This window comes from Amaricoccus sp. B4 (genome assembly GCF_043226085.1).
GTDB lineage: Bacteria > Pseudomonadota > Alphaproteobacteria > Rhodobacterales > Rhodobacteraceae > Amaricoccus.
Genome location: NZ_CP171225.1, coordinates 3,866,580 through 3,882,525, shown reverse-complemented (window position 1 = coordinate 3,882,525; position 15,946 = coordinate 3,866,580). Strand labels below are relative to the sequence as shown.

The window sequence follows — 15,946 nt, the reverse complement described above, 5'->3', positions numbered from 1 at the left end:
CGAACGCGCAGTCTAGCGCGATACGCCCAAGGAGGTCAAAGCGGAGCAGTTGCGAGGCGGTGGGATCGCAGGCACGGATTAGGGGAGAACGCCCGCGATCCCGATGCGCGCCTGCCAATTGCCGGCACGCCTCGCCTTCCCCGCGCCTGTCCGCAGCAAGACCGGGGAAGCCAGTTGTCCTGGCGCTTCGGCCGGGCCGTCACCCCAGGAGATGCTGCCGGAACCAGTCGACGGCCGGCGTGGAGGCAGACCCGAAATCATTCACGTAGGCATCGAAATGCCCGCCCTTGAGCGCCACGAGGCGCTTGGGCTCCAGCGCCTGCTCGTAGGTTGCGAGGGCGAGATCGGCGACGGTTAGCACATCGCCCAGCGCCACCACCATCAGGAGCGGCGTCGGGCTCACGAAGGCCGCATAGCTTCCCGGCTCGTATTCGGTGAACATCTCGACCGAACGCAACGTCACCTCGTTCTTCCAGGAAGGCGCACGGGCCTTGCCGGTTTCGGTGAACCATTTCCAGCTGTCGGGCGTCGGCAGCGCCGAGGGCGCGGAGGGATCCTCGTCCACCACGGGAATCATCGCGGGCGCCTCGCCCTTCATCCGCGCGCGGCGGTCTGCGTCGAACATGCCCTGCACGCCCGCGAGGAAATCCGCGCGGATCAGCCGGCGCGCATTGCCATGGCCGCTGGCGAGCGGCACCTGCGAGACGACGCATTTCACCCGCCGGTCGATCGCCCCCACCACAAGCACATGGCCACCGCTGTAGCTGGAACCCCAGATGCCGATCCGCTCGGCATCGGTCTCGGGCAGCGTCTCCGCATAGGTGATTGCATCGCGGTAGTCGCGAACCTGCTGCCAGGGGTCGATCTCGTAGCGCGGCTCGCCGTCACTGGCGCCGAAGTTGCGGTTGTCGAAGACGATCGAGGCAAGCCCGGCCTCGGCAAAGGCCTCGGCGAAGCGGTCGAGATACATCTCCTTTACCGCCGAAAATCCATGGGCCATCACGATTGTCGGCGCCGGGCCGCCCGCCCCCTCCGGCACATAGTGCCAGCCGCGGAGCGTCACGCCATCCTCGGTCTTGAATTCGATATCCTTGCGCATTCTGGTGCCCTCCCTTTGCTGGCTTCAGACCGAATAGCGGCAGAGCGTCTCGCCGCCGTCGACCCGGATCAGATCGCCATGGATGTAACTCGACTCGTCGGAGGCGAGGAAAATGGCGAGATTCGCGATGTCTTCCACCTCGCCCCAGCGTCGCAGCGGAATGCTCTCGGTGAAGAAGGAGTCGAAATCCTTGTCGTCAAAGAGCGCGCGGGTGAGCGCGGTCTTGGCGTAGGTCGGGCAGATGCCGTTCACGCGGATGCCGAGATGGCCGTATTCGATCGCAAGGCAGCGGGTGAGGTTCGCCTGCGCCCCCTTCGAGATGTTGTAGACTGACTGGCGCGGATGGCCCTGCAGCCCGGCGGTCGAGACCAGATTGATGACGTTGCCGCCATCCCCCTGCGCCATGAACTGCTTCACGGCCTCCTGGCAGCCATGCCAGGTCCCCTTCACGTTCACGGTCCAGCAGGCTTCCAGCTCCTCCTCGGTGAACTCGTGGAAGAGCTTGCCCCCACGGTAGATGCCCGCGTTGTTGAACATGATGTCGAGGCGGCCGTATGCCTCGACCGCCTTCTTTACGAGCGCGTCGACTTCCGGCCGATTGGTCACGTCGCAAGGCTGGAAGATCGCTTCGCCCCCTGCCGCCCGGATCTCCTCGACGGTGGTGTGGCCGGCATCGGCCTCGAAACCGCCGCTGCTCGGGGCTTCCTGCAGATCGCCGACAACGACCTTGGCGCCCTCCCGTGCAAAGGCAACCGCGCAGCCTCGGCCGAAGCCCGAGCTTGCGCCGGTGATGATCGCAACCTTGCCTGCGAGACGTCCCGCCATGTGTTTTCCTTCCCTGTCGTCTTTCGTTTGCGCGCAGCTCGCTGCGGCGCTGCCGAAATTATTGGCGGCTGGACCGCGATCGGTCTTGCCTCGCGGCGCGCGAGTAGTTGACTATCCGTGCATGGGGCGCGCGCAGGCACCCGGCAGAGGTGTTGCGTCCCGTACAAGGCATGGGAGGATGCCGATGATGACCGAAAATTGGTCCAGCAGCGCCCATCGCGCCACGGCGCAGTTCGAAGCCTGGCGTCATGCGCTCAACAACAGCCACCTCGAATGGCGGCTCGACGCCCCCACCGATCCCGCTTTCGGTGCACGCATCCGCCAGCGCACGCTGGACGGAGTGCGGATCATCGAATGCCGCTGCGATCCCTGCACCGGCTGGCGACGCCGCCCGGAGCTGCGCCGGACAGAAGGCGCGTGGTTCGGCATTCTGTTCGAACTCAGCGGCCGCGAGGTGATCCGCCAGGGTGATCGGGAGGCCGTACTCAAGGCCGGAGATTTCGTTCTCTGGGACAGCGAGCGCGAAATGGAATTCCGGGTATTGAAACCGCTGCACAAGCTTTCCCTGCTGATCCCCAAGGCGCGCATGAATCTGTTGCTCGGCGATGCAGAGCGCCACGCCGGCACCGTGGTGCCGAGCTCGGGGCGGACAGAGGGCATCTCGGCGGAAGCGCTGCGCCGTCTTGCGCGGGATTTCACCGAGATCGACGCGGACGGCGCGCATGCGGTCATCGAGCCGCTGCTGAGCCTCCTTTCCGCCACGATCATGACCCGTTGCCCGCCATCACGGGGCTCGGCCAGCCACCTCGACAGCTTCCGCAGTATCTGCCGCCATATCGAATGCAATCTCGGCGATGGCGGACTCACGCCTGCTTCCGTCGCCGCCGCGCATGGCGTCTCGCTCCGCTACCTTCACCTTGTCTTCGCTGAACAGGGCACGACATTCGGACGCTTTCTCCGGCAGCGTCGCCTCGCCTGCTGCTACCGCGAGATCGCCGATGCCGGGCAAGGCCGGACAATCACCGAGATCGCCTTCCGCTGGGGCTTCAACGACATGGCCCATTTCAGCCGCGTCTTCCGCGCCGAGTTCCGCATGTCGCCACGCGAGCTCGCTCAGGGAGCGAAGTGAGCGGCTCGCCTGCGGAGGGTCCTAGAAATAATCGGGAAAGCGGGCGATGATCTCGTCGACGGTCGCGAGCGTTCCCGAAAGATGTTCGCGCACCGCGGTTTCGGCGCCGGCAAGATCGCCCGCCGCGATCGCATCGAGAATGCAGCCATGGTATTTCATGATTTCGGCGGGCTTGCCGGGATCCGGCAGGTTGAGGTTGCGCAGCCGGTCGATGTGACCCGAGCGCGACGTAACGAGCCGCCAGAGTGGTGCAACACCGACGGCCTCACAGAGCGCACCATGAAAGCGGTGGTCGAGTTCGGCAAAACTGTCGAGATCGCCGGCCGCAAGCGCCGCGCCCTGCCGTGCCAGCATGTCCCGTGCAGGGGCAAGCCGTTTCTCCCCGCCGTCGAGCGCAAGGCGGCGCGTCACTTCCAGCTCGATGGAAAGCCGCAGGAATTGCGTCTCGCGCGCCTGAACGACGTCGATGCGTGACACCTCGGTCTTCGACTGGGGGTAGATGACGAGAAGCCCATCCTCCTCGAGCTTCAGCATCGCATCGCGTACCGGCGTCTGGCTCACGCCATAATAGTCGGCGATCTCGGAGCGGGAGAGATTCTGCCCCGGCCGCAGGTCGAGCCCGACGATCCGGTCACGCAGCGCTTCATGGATCTGCTGGCTGGCCGAGATGCGCCGGATGCGCGGGCGCTCTCCGGATGCAAACGGCGGGGTCCGGTCCGACGAAGCCGTCGATCTTGCGCTCATGATGCCTCCATTGCTCCCTGCCCGGCATGTCCTCCGACAACACTACAGCGCGCTTGCGAACGATGCACTAATATATTAGTGTATTAGATATACGGAGCGGCAAGCTCCGGCAATTTCCCGAGGGAGGAATCACATGGCCCTGACGAAAACCGTGCTGCTCACCGCATCGGTCTCGGCGCTCGCGAGCCTTGCACATGCGGAAACGCTCAATATCCAGACGTCCTTCAACGCCGGCGATTTCTCGACCCAGTATCTCACCGAGACCTGGCTGCCGAAGATCAAGGACATGACCGATGGCCGGATCGAGATCGTCCTCATGCCGAACGGTTCGGTGGTGCCGGCCAAGGAAACGCCGGAGGCGGTGGCCGCCGGGGTGCTCGACGGCGATTTCACTTCCGTCAACTATTTCGCGGGCAGCGAACCGGCCTATGCGATCATGGGCGACCTGATCGCGGGGTATGACACCCCCGAGCAGATGCTCGATTTCTGCCGGGTCGGCGGTGGCGAGGCGCAGATGCAGCAGGCCGCCGACAGCGTGACGGGCGGCGAGATCCACGTGATCGGCTGCGGCCCCTACTCGCGCGAAAGCCTGCCCGCCCGCGTGCCGATCCGGACCTTTGACGATCTCGCGGGCAAGAAGATCCGCTCCCCCGAGGGTCTTGCCGCAGCCGTCTTCGAAGCGGCGGGTGCCTCCCCGGTCTCCATCCCTTTCTCCGAAGTCTTCGGCGCGCTCGAAAAGGGCATCGTCGATGCGGCCGATGCCTCGGCCTATGTGAACAACGATGCGACGGGCCTCCACGACGTGGCGCCCTATCCGATCTATCCGGGCATCCACTCGATGGCCTCGATGCAGTTCACCCTCAACAACGAGACCTGGAATGCGCTCTCCGAGGAAGACCAGCAGGCACTTCGCACCTGGTGGTACGATGCGATGTATGCCATGGCCGCCGCGGTTGCCGCCGAGGATCAGAAGCTCGTCGAACGTGACAAGGCCGCAGGCAAGATCGAGGTGATCGACTGGTCGCAGGAGGATCGCAACGAACTCCGCGAGGTCGCCCGTGAGCAGTGGGAGATCTATGCACAGAAATCTTCCCTCGCGCAGGAAGCGCTCGACGCCAATATCGCCTACATGAAAGAGATCGGGCTCCTTCAGAACTAGGGCAAAAGCCCGCACCGCCGGCCGGCCTCGCGCCCGCCGGCGCCTTCACCTTTCAGCGATATCCGGGGAGACGCGATGAACCGCATCCTTGCCCGCTATGCCGATGCGATCGACCGGATCAGCGTCTTCGTCGGCCATGGCTGCTCTGTCCTCTTCTTCGCCTGCATCGCAGTCTCGGCCCTCGAGGTGGTGATGCGCTACGGCTTCGATCATCCCACCGTATGGTCAACAGAGCTCGCCATGACACTCTGCGCCTCGGCCTGGGTGCTCTCGGTCGGTTATGTCACCGAACGCCAGCGCCACATCTCGATCACCATGGTGGAGATGCTGGTGAGCGCCCGCACCTGGCACATCTTCCGCCTTGTCCAGATGCTCATCGCGCTCGGTGCGCTCATCGTGCTCACCCTCGCCCTCTGGAGCCCGGCCGCGAAAGCGATCGCACGCGGCGAACATTCGGGCACCGCATTCAACTCGATCCAACCGACCTATCTCAAGGTGCTGATCCTCGTCGGGGCCATTTTCTACATCCTGCAGCTCACCGCGAACATCATCCGCTGGGTCCAGGGCACCGAAGGGGAGATGTCCGGTGGGCATTGAATACATTACGCTTCTGATCGTCGTCTCGCTTCTGGCGCTGATGGCGCTCGGCGTCCCGCTCGGCATTACCACGCTCACCGTCTCGCTCACCACGGCATTGCTCTACTTCGGCGAACGCGCGGGCTTCTTCATCGTTGCGGCCAACGTCTCCGAAGTGCTGCACAAATACGAGCTCATCGCCGTACCCTTCTTCGTCTTCATGGCGAATGTGCTCGAACGATCAGGCATTGCAAAGACCCTCTTCGACTCGATGGCGATCATGGGTGGACGTTTCCGGGGCTCGGTGGCGGTGCAGACCTGCATTGTCGCCGTGGTTCTTGCGGCGATGTCCGGGATCATGGGTGGCGAGATCGTCATGCTTGGCCTCATCGCGCTGCCGCAGATGCTGCGCCTCGGCTATGACCGCAAGCTCTCGATCGGCATCATCTGTGCCGCCGGCGCGCTCGCAACGCTCATCCCGCCCTCGGTCGTACTCATTGTCTACGGGCTCGCCGCACAGGTCTCGATCACCAAGCTCTTCATGGCCTCCGCCGTGCCCGGACTGATCCTCGCCGCGCTCTTCATCACCTATATCCTCGTCCGGGTCCGGCTCAACCCGGCATTGGCGCCGATCTACGACATCCCCGAAACCGGCCTGCCATTCTTGCAGCGCGCACGCTTCCTCAAGGGTGTCATCCTGCCCGCGCTCCTCATCGGCGCCGTGCTCGGGGTGATATATTCCGGCATCGCCACCGTGACCGAAGCCGCCGCCATCGGCGCGGTGGGGGCGCTTGTCGTGGCCGGGGTGCGCAAGGAGCTGACCTGGCGGATGACCCGCGATGCCATGCGCCAGACGGTGCTCACCGTCGGATCGATCATCTGGCTGGTGATCGGTGCGGTCTCGCTCATCGGCATCTACAACCGCATCGGTGGCGGCGAGTTTCTGCGCGGCGTGCTTACCGATCTCAATATCGCGCCGATCTGGGTGATCGTCGTCATGATGCTGATCGTGATGGTGCTCGGCACCTTCCTCGAATGGATCGCGATCATCTTCATCACCGTGCCGATCTTCGCGCCCGTCGTGGTGGATCTCGGCTTCGATCCGATCTGGTTCGGCGTGCTCTTCGCGATGAACATCCAGATCTACTACCTTTCCCCGCCCTTCGGGCCGGCCTGCTTCTTCCTGAAATCGGTCGCCCCCAAGGGCATCGAGCTGCAGGAGATCTTCGCCGCCGTCCTGCCTTTCATCGCGCTTCAGGCCGTGGGTCTCTTCCTCGTCCTGTTCATCCCGGAGCTCGCGCTCTGGCTGCCCGCCATGCTCGACTGAGGAGGGAGCAATGAAAACGACCGACGAGGACCTTGCCCGTCAGGAAGACGATCTCCCCGCAGCCGCCTTCGCGGCCGAGGAGAAGCGCGACCACCACGATTTCGGCAACTGGCCGGAAGTCGCAGGCCTTGCCTTCACTCTCTTCGTCACCTGGCTGATCTTCGCATTCACGGGATAGGACAATGACAAGAAAAGACCCCAGGGACCTGCGCTCGGCCCGCTGGTTCGCTCCCGACGACCTCCGCGGCTTCGGCCACCGCTCACGCATGATGCAGCTTGGCTACGCGGAGGAGGATTTCCGCGACAAACCGGTGATCGGCGTCCTCAACACCTGGTCCGAGCTCAATACCTGTCACGCGCATTTCCGCGACCGCGTGCAGGACGTGAAGCGGGGCGTCACACAGGCGGGCGGTTTCGCCGTCGAGATGCCCTCGCTCTCGGTCGACGAGAGCTTCACCAAGCCCACCTCGATGCTTTACCGCAACATGCTCGCGATGGAGACGGAGGAGATGATCCGCTCGCACCCACTCGATGGCGTGGTGCTTATGGGGGGGTGCGACAAGACCACGCCAGGGCTCGTGATGGGTGCGATCTCGGCGGGCGTTCCGATGATCTACCTGCCAGCCGGACCGATGCTGCGCGGCAATTACGCGGGCAAGATCCTCGGCTCCGGCTCGGATGCCTGGAGATACTGGGACGAGCGCCGCGCGGGCAACATCAGCGATGCCGAATGGCTCGGCATCCAGGCTGGCATCGCGCGCTCGGCGGGCACCTGCATGACGATGGGAACCGCCTCGACAATGACCGCGATCGCGGATGCGCTCGGCCTCACCCTGCCCGGCGCATCCTCGATCCCGGCGGTGGATTCGAGCCATCAGCGCATGTCGGCCGACTGTGGCCGGCGGATCGTGGAGATGGTCTGGGAAAAGCTGACGCCCGACCGGATCGTGACCCCGCCCGCGGTGCAGAACGCCGCGGTCGTCGCGATGGCGACCGGCTGTTCGACCAATGCCGTGGTGCATCTTATCGCCATGGCGCGGCGCGCGGGCGTGAACCTCACCCTCGACGATCTCGACGCACTCGGCCGGGTGACACCGCTCGTTGCCAATATCCGCCCCTCCGGCAAGGACTACCTGATGGAGGATTTCTACTACGCCGGCGGCCTTCGCGCCCTGATGAAGCAGCTCGGGGATCGGCTCGACGGCTCGGTGCTGACGGTGACCGGCAGGACGATGTCCGAAAATCTCCATGGTGCGCAGGTCTACAATGACGATGTGATCCGGCCGCTCTCCAACCCGGTCTATGCCGAGGGCTCGCTCGCGGTGCTGCGCGGCAATCTCTGCCCCGACGGCGCAGTCATCAAGCCCGCCGCCTGCGACGTGAAGTTCCATGTCCACGAGGGCCCCGCCCTCGTCTTCGACAGCTATCCAGAGATGAAGCAGGCCGTCGACGACGAGGATCTCGCAATCACCCCCGACACGGTGATGGTGCTCCGCAACGCAGGCCCGCAGGGCGGCCCCGGCTTCCCCGAATGGGGCATGCTACCGATCCCCAAGGCACTCATCAAGCAGGGCCATCGCGACATGCTGCGCATCTCGGATGCCCGCATGTCCGGCACGTCCTACGGCGCCTGCGTCCTGCATGTCGCACCTGAAGCCTATGTCGGCGGCCCGCTCGCGCTTCTCCGGACCGGCGACACCGTGCGGCTCGATCTGCCCAACCGGCGGCTCGACATGCTCGTTGACGAGGCCGAGATCGAGCGGCGCCGCGCCGCCTGGACACCGCCGCCGGCGCGGTTCAAGCGCGGCTGGGGCTGGATGTTCTCCCGCCACGTGACGCAGGCCGATCAGGGCTGCGACTTCGATTTCCTGCAATCCGACTTCGGCCGAGCCGCCGGCGAACCCGACATCTTCTGAGGGCCAGACATGACCGACTACATCCTTTCCGAAGCGACCCGCGCCAAGCTCAAGAAGGTCTCCACCGCCTCAATCGCGACGGCGCTCTTCAAGCGCGGCCTGCGCAACCAGTTCATCCAGGGCGTCGTGCCGGTCGCGCCGAAGGAGGAGGTTATGGTCGGTCAGGCCTTCACTCTGCGCTACATCCCCGCGCGCGAGGATCGTAATCCGATCACCGCCTTCCGCAGCCCCGACCACCCGCAGCGGGTTGCCATCGAGACCTGCCCACCGGGCTGGGTCCTGGTGATGGATGGCCGGAAGGACGCGCGGGCGGCCACCGCGGGCTCGATCCTCATCACCCGGCTCGCGATCCGCGGCGCCGCAGGCGTGGTGACGGATGGCGGCATGCGTGACGCCGCAGGCATTGCCGAACTCGACATGCCGGCCTATTTTGCCAAACCGTCCGCGCCCACGAACCTCACCCATCACGAGGCACTCGACATCAACGTGCCCGTCTCCTGCGGTGATGCGCCGGTCTTTCCGGGAGACGTCATGGTCGGCGACCGCGACGGCGTGATGGTGATCCCCGCGCATCTCGCCGACGAAATCGCCGAGGAATGCACCGGGATGGAAAGCTACGAGGATTTCGTGCTTAAGGAAGTGCAGGGGGGTGCCGGGATCATCGGGCTCTATCCCTGCACGAAGGACGAGAATCAGAAAAAGTACGAGGCCTGGCGAACTGAAAACAGCCGCTGAGCCCCTACGGCAAAAGGAAAAGAGATGATTTTCACCCCTCATGGCAAGCATCTGATCGCCGGAGACTGGGTCGCAAGCGCGGAGACCTTCCGCTCACAGCCGGCCCAAGGCACCGCGCACGACTTCTCCAGCGGCACCGTCGATCAGGTGAACGCCGCCTGCGAAGCCGCCGAAGACGCCTTCTGGACCTTCGGTTATTCGACCCGCGCGGAGCGGGCTACTTTCCTCGATGCCATCGCAGAGGAAATCGAGGCCCGTGCCGACGCCATCACGGCGATCGGCAGTTCCGAGACCGGGTTGCCGGAGGCGCGGCTGCAGGGCGAGCGCGGCCGGACCGTCGGCCAGCTTCGTCTCTTCGCCTCGCATATCCGGGATGGCGCCTATCTCGACCGGCGGCATGACGCGGCGCTGCCCGACCGGCAGCCCCTGCCCCGGCCGGATCTGCGGCTGATGCAGCGCCCGATCGGACCGGTCGTCGTCTTCGGCGCATCGAACTTCCCGCTCGCCTTCTCGGTTGCCGGCGGCGACACCGCCTCGGCCTTCGCAGCCGGCTGCCCGGTGGTGGTCCGAGGCCATGCCGCCCACCCCGGCACCGGCGAGATCGCCGCCGAAGCCATCCACGCCGCGGTGAAACGCTGCGGGCTGCATCCGGGCACGTTCTCCTTCATTCAGGGCGGCGGCAATGCCGTCGGGGCGGCGCTGGTGCAGCACCCGCTCGTGAAGGCGGTGGGCTTCACCGGTTCCCTCGGCGGCGGACGCGCGCTCTTCGATCTCTGCGCCGCGCGACCCGAGCCGATCCCGTTCTTCGGCGAGCTCGGGTCGGTCAACCCGATGTTCCTGCTGCCCGAGGCGGTCAAAGGCCGGGGAGTCGATATCGGCAAGGGCTGGGCCGGATCGCTCGCCATGGGCGCTGGCCAGTTCTGCACCAATCCCGGAATCGCCGTCATACTCGAGGACCAGGCAGAAGCGGTCAGCGAGGCCGCACGCGAGGCACTGTCCGGCGTCGGCACCCAGGTCATGCTGACCGACGGGATCGCAGCCGCCTATCAGGCCGGCACCCAGCGCTATGGCGAGGCGCCCGGGGTGCGCGAGATCCTGACCTCGACCTGTGACCGCCGCAACGCAGCGCCCTTTCTCTACCTCGTCTCCGGCCGCGACTGGATCGGCAATCATGTGCTCTCCGAGGAGGTCTTCGGGCCGCTCGGCCTGATCGTGACCGCGGCGGACGCGGACGACATGCTGGCGATCGCCCGGAGCTTCGCAGGCCAGCTCACCGCGACACTCCATATGGATGCGGGCGATGCGGAGCTTGCACGCCGCCTGCTGCCCATCCTGGAGCGCAAGGCCGGGCGGGTTCTGGCCAATGCCTTCCCGACCGGCGTCGAGGTCTGCGACTCGATGGTTCACGGCGGCCCCTACCCCGCCTCGACCAATTTCGGCGCGACGTCGGTGGGCACGATGGCGATCCGCCGTTTCCTGCGTCCCGTCTGCTACCAGGGCATCCCGGAGGCAATCCTGCCCGAAGACCTGCGCTGATACCTCCGGCCTCGTGCTGCCAACGCGCGGTGCAACACTCGAGCGGGCCGCCTCATCACGAGCGCGGCCTGCCCCGTTTCATCCGAAGGAGCATCCTCCGGAGAAGTGAGCCTCACCGATCGGCCTGACGCAGATGGCAATTCGTTGTCGTGGCGGAAGAGACTGGCTGGGGCGGCAGGATTCGAACCTGCGAATGACGATACCAAAAACCGTTGCCTTACCACTTGGCGACGCCCCAAGCGCGTTCCCGTCTTCTATTCAGCCCGGGCGCCGATCTCAAGCGGAATTCGGTAGCTTCAGAACGGCTCGAACGGTGTTGCCTTCGCGAGGCGGTCGAAGGCCATAAGATCCTCGACGAGACGGGCCATCCGATCGAGCGGGATCATGTTCGGGCCATCGGAGGGGGCGCTATCGGGGTCTTCGTGTGTCTCCATGAAGACGGCGGCGACACCGATCGCGACCGCGGCGCGGGCCATCACCGGGGCAAATTCGCGCTGACCACCGGACGATCCGCCCTGGCCGCCCGGCTGTTGAACCGAATGAGTCGCGTCCATGACCACCGGCCAGCCGGTCCGGGCCATGATGGGCAGGCTTCGCATGTCGGCGACAAGGGTATTGTAGCCGAAGGACACTCCGCGCTCGCAGAGCATAATCTTCTCGTTGCCGGTCGAGGCGATCTTGGCCGCGACGTTCACCATATCCCAGGGCGCGAGGAACTGGCCCTTCTTCACGTTGACCGCAGCCCCGGTTTCGCCCGCGGCGAGAAGGAGGTCGGTCTGGCGGCTGAGGAAGGCCGGGATCTGGAGCACATCCACCACCTCGGCTGCGGGGGCGCATTGGTCGGGAGCGTGCACATCCGTCAACACAGGGCAGCCGATCCGGGCGCGGACCTCGCCGAGGATACGGAGCCCCTCGGCCATGCCGAGACCGCGCTTTCCGCCGAGCGAGGTGCGGTTGGCCTTGTCGTAGGACGCCTTGAAGATAAAGCCTGCGCCCGCGTTGGCGCAGATCCCGGCCATTGTTTCGGCGATCATCAGGGCATGCTCGAGTGTTTCGAGCTGGCAGGGTCCGGCGATCAGCGTGAGGGGAGCCTCGTTCGACAGGCTCAGATCGCCGATGCGGACGATCTTCGCGGCTTCAGTGGCGGTCATTCTATCCCTCCCTCAGTTCCGGGTTACCAGCGATAGCCCGTGGGCAGGCGAACTGTAAAGCCAAGGCAGACGGGGAGGATCAGAGGGCAGGTTTTCACGGTAAAGACACGAGCAAAGCGCCGAAATCGGAGACGTTGATCTTCATCTGGCGCGCATCCCGGGCGGATCTCCGATGTGAGATCCGGGTATATACAGGCTGGCCCTTCTCCTTCGGGCGCAGCGTAGAGGCAGCCCCTGCACCTCCATCTCCTCAGGCCGCGGCGACGAGCCAGTAGAGACCCGCCACCACCATCAGGAACCCGGAGCCGCGCGCGAATGCATGGCCCATGGGCAGGAGTTTCTCGACGAAGACCAGGGCCGCGATCATCGCCACCCAGAGGAGATTCATGACTCCGGCCGTGAAAAGCAGCAGCATCAGCGCCCAGCAGCAGCCAAGGCAATAGAGTCCATGTTGCGCCCCCATGCGGAAAGCGCCCATCGCGCCGCTCCGCCAGTGGAAGAGGAAGGTCTGGAGCGGCGCACGGCACTGCCGCAGGCAAGCCTCCTTTACCGGTAGCCACTGATAAACCCCGGCGCCAATCAGCAAGAAACCCGTCATTGCGGCGCTGGCGGAGCGCAGCATCGGCGTGAGGAGACGGAGCTGCTCAAGCCAGGTCTGCAGGACAGCTGCGAGCGCGCTGAAGGCAACCCAGAGCGCGATGTACCCCGCGGCGAAGGCGAGCGCCGAGGGGACCGGCCCGGCGCGCTCTCTGCGATTTCTCGCGATGCCGAGAAAGAGCAGAATTGCGGGCGCTGCACTTGGCAGCATCATTCCGACCATCATGACGGACCACATCAGGAAGGTCATGACGAACGGCCCGGCTGCGCTGGCCGCGGACATTTCGCCGGACGCCATTCCGCCAGGAGCTGTCACGGTCATATCCGGCGCCGGAGCAGAGCTCATCCCCGCCATCTCGCCCATGCGCGCGACATCGGCGACAAGATAGAGCCAGGCAAGTCCGGTGACGGCGAGAAGGCAGGAGAGGACAACAAGCCTCTCCCGCTCCAGCACGCGGACGATCAGCGCCGTCATCGCCCGCTCACGCCGCCCAGTTGAAGGAGGCGAGATGGCCGTTCCGGGTGCCGGAAACGTCGTCCCAGTCGATCCCGAAAGCATGCATGTGGCTCGTCCTTGCATGCCCCAGCGCAAGCCGTGACGAAACCGGATGGGTGGTGTTCTCCAGATAGATCGGCTTGCCCTCGTGCACGGCGCTCGGCACGGTTTCAACCGACTGGCTGACCAGATCGCCAGCACTGACAGAGGCGAACTTGCCGTCGGTCTCGAACACGATCCGCCGCTGCTCGACTCCGGCGAAGGCGCCCACGAGCGGCGCGAGATTGGCCATCGGCCCGCCGGCCGCGCCCGAGGCGATGCCGGTGATAGCTTCGACCTGCTGGGTGTCGGCACCATCATCGATGATAAGGCCGACCTTGATGTTGCCCGCTCCCATGATGCCCGGCGCATGCAGGAGCACGATGAATGACCGGCCGCTCAGATCGACGCCATCCTTTTCACCCTTCTCGACGTGCATCGCGAGGGCGGCCGTGCAATCCCCTTCGCTGGGTTCCGCCGCCAGATTGGACGTGATGCAGGGGCAGAGGAAATTGCAGTTGCAGGTTTCCACGTAGTTGCCTTGGATATGCCAAGTTGCCATTTCAATTCCCCCCGAGTCCTTCTTGGAGAAAATACAATATCATAATTTCCTATTAATTTTGATATGTAACTTAAATCAAAATAACAGGTGAAATTAGACATCAAAACTCATTTAATCATCACAAATGTAGCCATGACATTCGAGAGAAAGTCCAGCGCAGTGACGCCGGGTATGCGTCCATGTCCGGGAGAGGTTGAGGCGTTTCTGTTCCAACTCCTTGGATAGCCCCAAAGCCCTTTTCAGTTTGCTTTTCATTCCGAACCGGTTTTGGTCTAGTGAGGAGCCATGACGGACACTTGCCCCCCCGCCGAAGAGGATCTCGCGGCGCTGACCCAGGACATCCGCGCCTGTCGGATCTGCGCTGCGCGCTTTGAGGGCACCCGGACGGCCCATATCCCGCGGCCGGTGCCCTGGCTCTCGGCGCGGGCGCCGATCCTCGTATGCGGCCAGGCGCCGGGGATGAAGGTTCATGAGCGCGGGCGGCCCTTCGACGATGCCTCGGGAGACCGGCTCCGCGACTGGATGGGGATCGATCGCAAGACCTTCTACGACCGGAACCGCATCGGGGTCCTTCCCATGGCATTCTGTTTTCCGGGCTATGACGCGAAAGGCTCGGATCTGCCGCCACCGCCGGTCTGCGCGACGACCTGGAGGCGCCGCGCGCTCGCCGCGATGCCGGCCGTGCAGCTCACCCTGCTGATCGGCGGACATGCCCAGCGCTGGCATCTCGGGCGCGCCGCGGGCTCTGTCAGCGCGACGGTGGAGGCTTGGCGCGCTGCGCCCGAGGGCGTGTTGCCGCTCCCGCATCCCTCTTGGCGCAATACGGGCTGGCTGCGCAAAAACCCCTGGTTTGAGGCCGAACTGTTGCCGGAATTGCGCCTACGGGTTTCCAACTTGCTTGAAGACCGCTAGACCGTTCCGAACTGCGGAGAATCCTGCAGATCGGGAGAGCCATGATCGAGACAGCCATCGACGCCGCCTTTCAGGCCTCCGAGGCCGCGCCCGACGATACCCAGCTTTACATGCGTCTGCTCGAACGGGTGATGGATGCCGAACTCTTCCTGCTCCTTGCCGAGGAGCCAGAGCGCGAACATATCGAGCCGCATCTGTTCGAGCTGCCGGAAGGACGGTTCGTTTTGGCTTTCGACCGTGGCGAGCGGCTGGCAGAGTTTCTCGATGCGCCCGCGCCCTACATCGCGCTGCCAGGGCGGCGGCTGGTGGAGATGATCGGCGGGCGCAGCATCGGGCTTGCGCTCAATCTCGGCGTCGCGCCGTCCGAAATGCTGCTGCCGCCGGAGGCGGTGGGCTGGATGGCCCAGCTCGGCTCCGGCCTGCCAGAAGAGACGGAGGCGAAGGTGCGTGGTGTCGCGATGCCACGCCATCTGCCCTCGGGTCTCATCGGCGCAATTGATCCCAAGCTTGCGGCGATGGCGGGGGTGATCGAGGAGGCCCATCTTGCCGAGGTGCATTTCCACGACGGGACCGAAGCCCTGCTGCTGGCACTCGTAGGCGTGCCTGAGATCGCCCGGAGCGATGTTGCGGCGGCGATCGGCGAGGCGGTGCGGTTCAGCGGCACCGAGCACGCCCGGCTCGACGTGACCTTCATCGAGGCCGGCACCCCGATGCACAGCCAGATCGGCGCCATCTCGGTGCGGATCGAGCTGCCGCGCCATGCACCCGCCCCCCGACCGCAGTCGAAGCCGCCGGGCAGCGATCCGGACGAGCCTCCGATCCTGCGCTGATGCGGCTGGCGGGGGCTTCCCCCGACCAGCCTCAGGACAGCCTCACTCCTTGCGCTTGCCCGTGACGTTGAGATCGGCATCAAGCTCGATGTCGTACTGGCCATCAGCACAGAAGACATCGTCGAGCTCGTAACCCGGGCCGTCGGCCTCGATGTCGGCCGGGTCCATCTCGCACTGCATTCCGGCAAGCATCTCGGTGATCCTCGTCACCGTTTCGGCCGGGATCTCCTCGGCGCCGGCGGCAAAAGGCATGGCGAGCGCAAGGGCGGCCGCCGGGGCGAAAAGTCTGGTCATCAATAGAGTCTCCTTCTGT

The 15,946-nt window shown here is 65.0% G+C and carries 17 protein-coding genes and 1 tRNA gene; 10 read left to right on the top strand and 8 right to left on the bottom strand.

Going from position 1 to position 15,946, the window contains the following annotated elements:
* Window positions 1–199 precede the first annotated feature (199 nt).
* Complete coding sequence (locus tag ACF66B_RS18630; RefSeq protein ID WP_111428880.1) at window positions 200–1,099, bottom strand: alpha/beta hydrolase; 900 nt, start codon at window positions 1,097–1,099, stop codon at window positions 200–202.
* A gap of 24 nt (window positions 1,100–1,123) precedes the next feature.
* A complete protein-coding gene (locus ACF66B_RS18625; protein ID WP_111428881.1) occupies window positions 1,124–1,924 on the bottom strand; it encodes an SDR family oxidoreductase in 801 nt (266 codons plus the stop codon).
* A gap of 184 nt (window positions 1,925–2,108) precedes the next feature.
* Between ACF66B_RS18625 and ACF66B_RS18620 the strand changes: the two genes are divergently transcribed.
* On the top strand, window positions 2,109–3,053 hold the full coding sequence (locus tag ACF66B_RS18620; RefSeq protein ID WP_162683179.1) for a helix-turn-helix domain-containing protein: 945 nt from the start codon (window positions 2,109–2,111) through the stop codon (window positions 3,051–3,053).
* Window positions 3,054–3,074: 21 nt separating this feature from the next.
* On the opposite strand, the gene ACF66B_RS18615 is transcribed toward ACF66B_RS18620, so the two are convergent.
* Window positions 3,075–3,797, bottom strand: coding sequence for a GntR family transcriptional regulator (locus ACF66B_RS18615; RefSeq protein WP_111428882.1), 723 nt, complete (start codon window positions 3,795–3,797; stop codon window positions 3,075–3,077).
* Window positions 3,798–3,930: 133 nt separating this feature from the next.
* Between ACF66B_RS18615 and dctP the strand changes: the two genes are divergently transcribed.
* The 7 genes from dctP to ACF66B_RS18580 all read left to right on the top strand — a co-directional run bounded on the left by dctP (window position 3,931) and on the right by ACF66B_RS18580 (window position 11,046).
* Window positions 3,931–4,956 (top strand): TRAP transporter substrate-binding protein DctP, encoded by a 1,026-nt coding sequence (gene dctP / locus ACF66B_RS18610; RefSeq protein ID WP_111428883.1) that lies wholly within the window; start codon window positions 3,931–3,933, stop codon window positions 4,954–4,956.
* A 75-nt stretch (window positions 4,957–5,031) separates the two neighbouring features.
* Entirely contained in the window at window positions 5,032–5,553 is a 522-nt protein-coding gene (locus tag ACF66B_RS18605; RefSeq protein ID WP_111428884.1) for a TRAP transporter small permease subunit, read from the top strand.
* Complete coding sequence (locus ACF66B_RS18600) at window positions 5,543–6,859, top strand: TRAP transporter large permease subunit (RefSeq protein ID WP_111428885.1); 1,317 nt, start codon at window positions 5,543–5,545, stop codon at window positions 6,857–6,859. The genes ACF66B_RS18605 and ACF66B_RS18600 overlap by 11 nt, the downstream gene beginning before the upstream one ends.
* Before the next feature lie 10 nt (window positions 6,860–6,869).
* On the top strand, window positions 6,870–7,037 hold the full coding sequence (locus ACF66B_RS18595) for a hypothetical protein (protein ID WP_392663557.1): 168 nt from the start codon (window positions 6,870–6,872) through the stop codon (window positions 7,035–7,037).
* 4 nt (window positions 7,038–7,041) lie between these two features.
* Entirely contained in the window at window positions 7,042–8,775 is a 1,734-nt protein-coding gene (araD, locus tag ACF66B_RS18590) for an L-arabinonate dehydratase (protein ID WP_111428886.1), read from the top strand.
* A 9-nt stretch (window positions 8,776–8,784) separates the two neighbouring features.
* Window positions 8,785–9,510 carry a ribonuclease activity regulator RraA gene (locus tag ACF66B_RS18585; RefSeq protein ID WP_111428887.1) on the top strand — a complete coding sequence of 242 codons (726 nt, stop codon included), beginning with the start codon at window positions 8,785–8,787 and terminating at the stop codon, window positions 9,508–9,510.
* 24 nt (window positions 9,511–9,534) lie between these two features.
* Window positions 9,535–11,046 carry an aldehyde dehydrogenase (NADP(+)) gene (locus tag ACF66B_RS18580; RefSeq protein ID WP_111428888.1) on the top strand — a complete coding sequence of 504 codons (1,512 nt, stop codon included), beginning with the start codon at window positions 9,535–9,537 and terminating at the stop codon, window positions 11,044–11,046.
* A 163-nt stretch (window positions 11,047–11,209) separates the two neighbouring features.
* On the opposite strand, the gene ACF66B_RS18575 is transcribed toward ACF66B_RS18580, so the two are convergent.
* The 4 genes from ACF66B_RS18575 to ACF66B_RS18560 all read right to left on the bottom strand — a co-directional run bounded on the left by ACF66B_RS18575 (window position 11,210) and on the right by ACF66B_RS18560 (window position 13,891).
* Window positions 11,210–11,284, bottom strand: a tRNA-Gln gene (locus ACF66B_RS18575).
* Window positions 11,285–11,342: 58 nt separating this feature from the next.
* A complete protein-coding gene (kdsA, locus tag ACF66B_RS18570) occupies window positions 11,343–12,197 on the bottom strand; it encodes a 3-deoxy-8-phosphooctulonate synthase (protein WP_111428889.1) in 855 nt (284 codons plus the stop codon).
* Window positions 12,198–12,447: 250 nt separating this feature from the next.
* A complete protein-coding gene (locus tag ACF66B_RS18565; protein WP_111428890.1) occupies window positions 12,448–13,269 on the bottom strand; it encodes a DUF2182 domain-containing protein in 822 nt (273 codons plus the stop codon).
* 7 nt (window positions 13,270–13,276) lie between these two features.
* Window positions 13,277–13,891, bottom strand: coding sequence for a DUF1326 domain-containing protein (locus ACF66B_RS18560; RefSeq protein ID WP_111428891.1), 615 nt, complete (start codon window positions 13,889–13,891; stop codon window positions 13,277–13,279).
* Window positions 13,892–14,176: 285 nt separating this feature from the next.
* Here ACF66B_RS18560 and ACF66B_RS18555 point away from each other — a divergent pair, with 285 nt between their 5' ends.
* Both ACF66B_RS18555 and ACF66B_RS18550 read left to right on the top strand, forming a co-directional pair.
* Window positions 14,177–14,803: a uracil-DNA glycosylase family protein gene (locus ACF66B_RS18555; protein WP_111428892.1), complete on the top strand. Its 627-nt coding sequence runs from the start codon at window positions 14,177–14,179 to the stop codon at window positions 14,801–14,803.
* Between the two features lie 41 nt (window positions 14,804–14,844).
* Window positions 14,845–15,633: an SseB family protein gene (locus ACF66B_RS18550; protein ID WP_111428893.1), complete on the top strand. Its 789-nt coding sequence runs from the start codon at window positions 14,845–14,847 to the stop codon at window positions 15,631–15,633.
* Between the two features lie 42 nt (window positions 15,634–15,675).
* Here the strand turns inward: ACF66B_RS18550 and ACF66B_RS18545 are convergent, their stop codons facing one another.
* Entirely contained in the window at window positions 15,676–15,927 is a 252-nt protein-coding gene (locus tag ACF66B_RS18545; protein WP_111428894.1) for a PepSY domain-containing protein, read from the bottom strand.
* Window positions 15,928–15,946 lie beyond the last annotated feature (19 nt).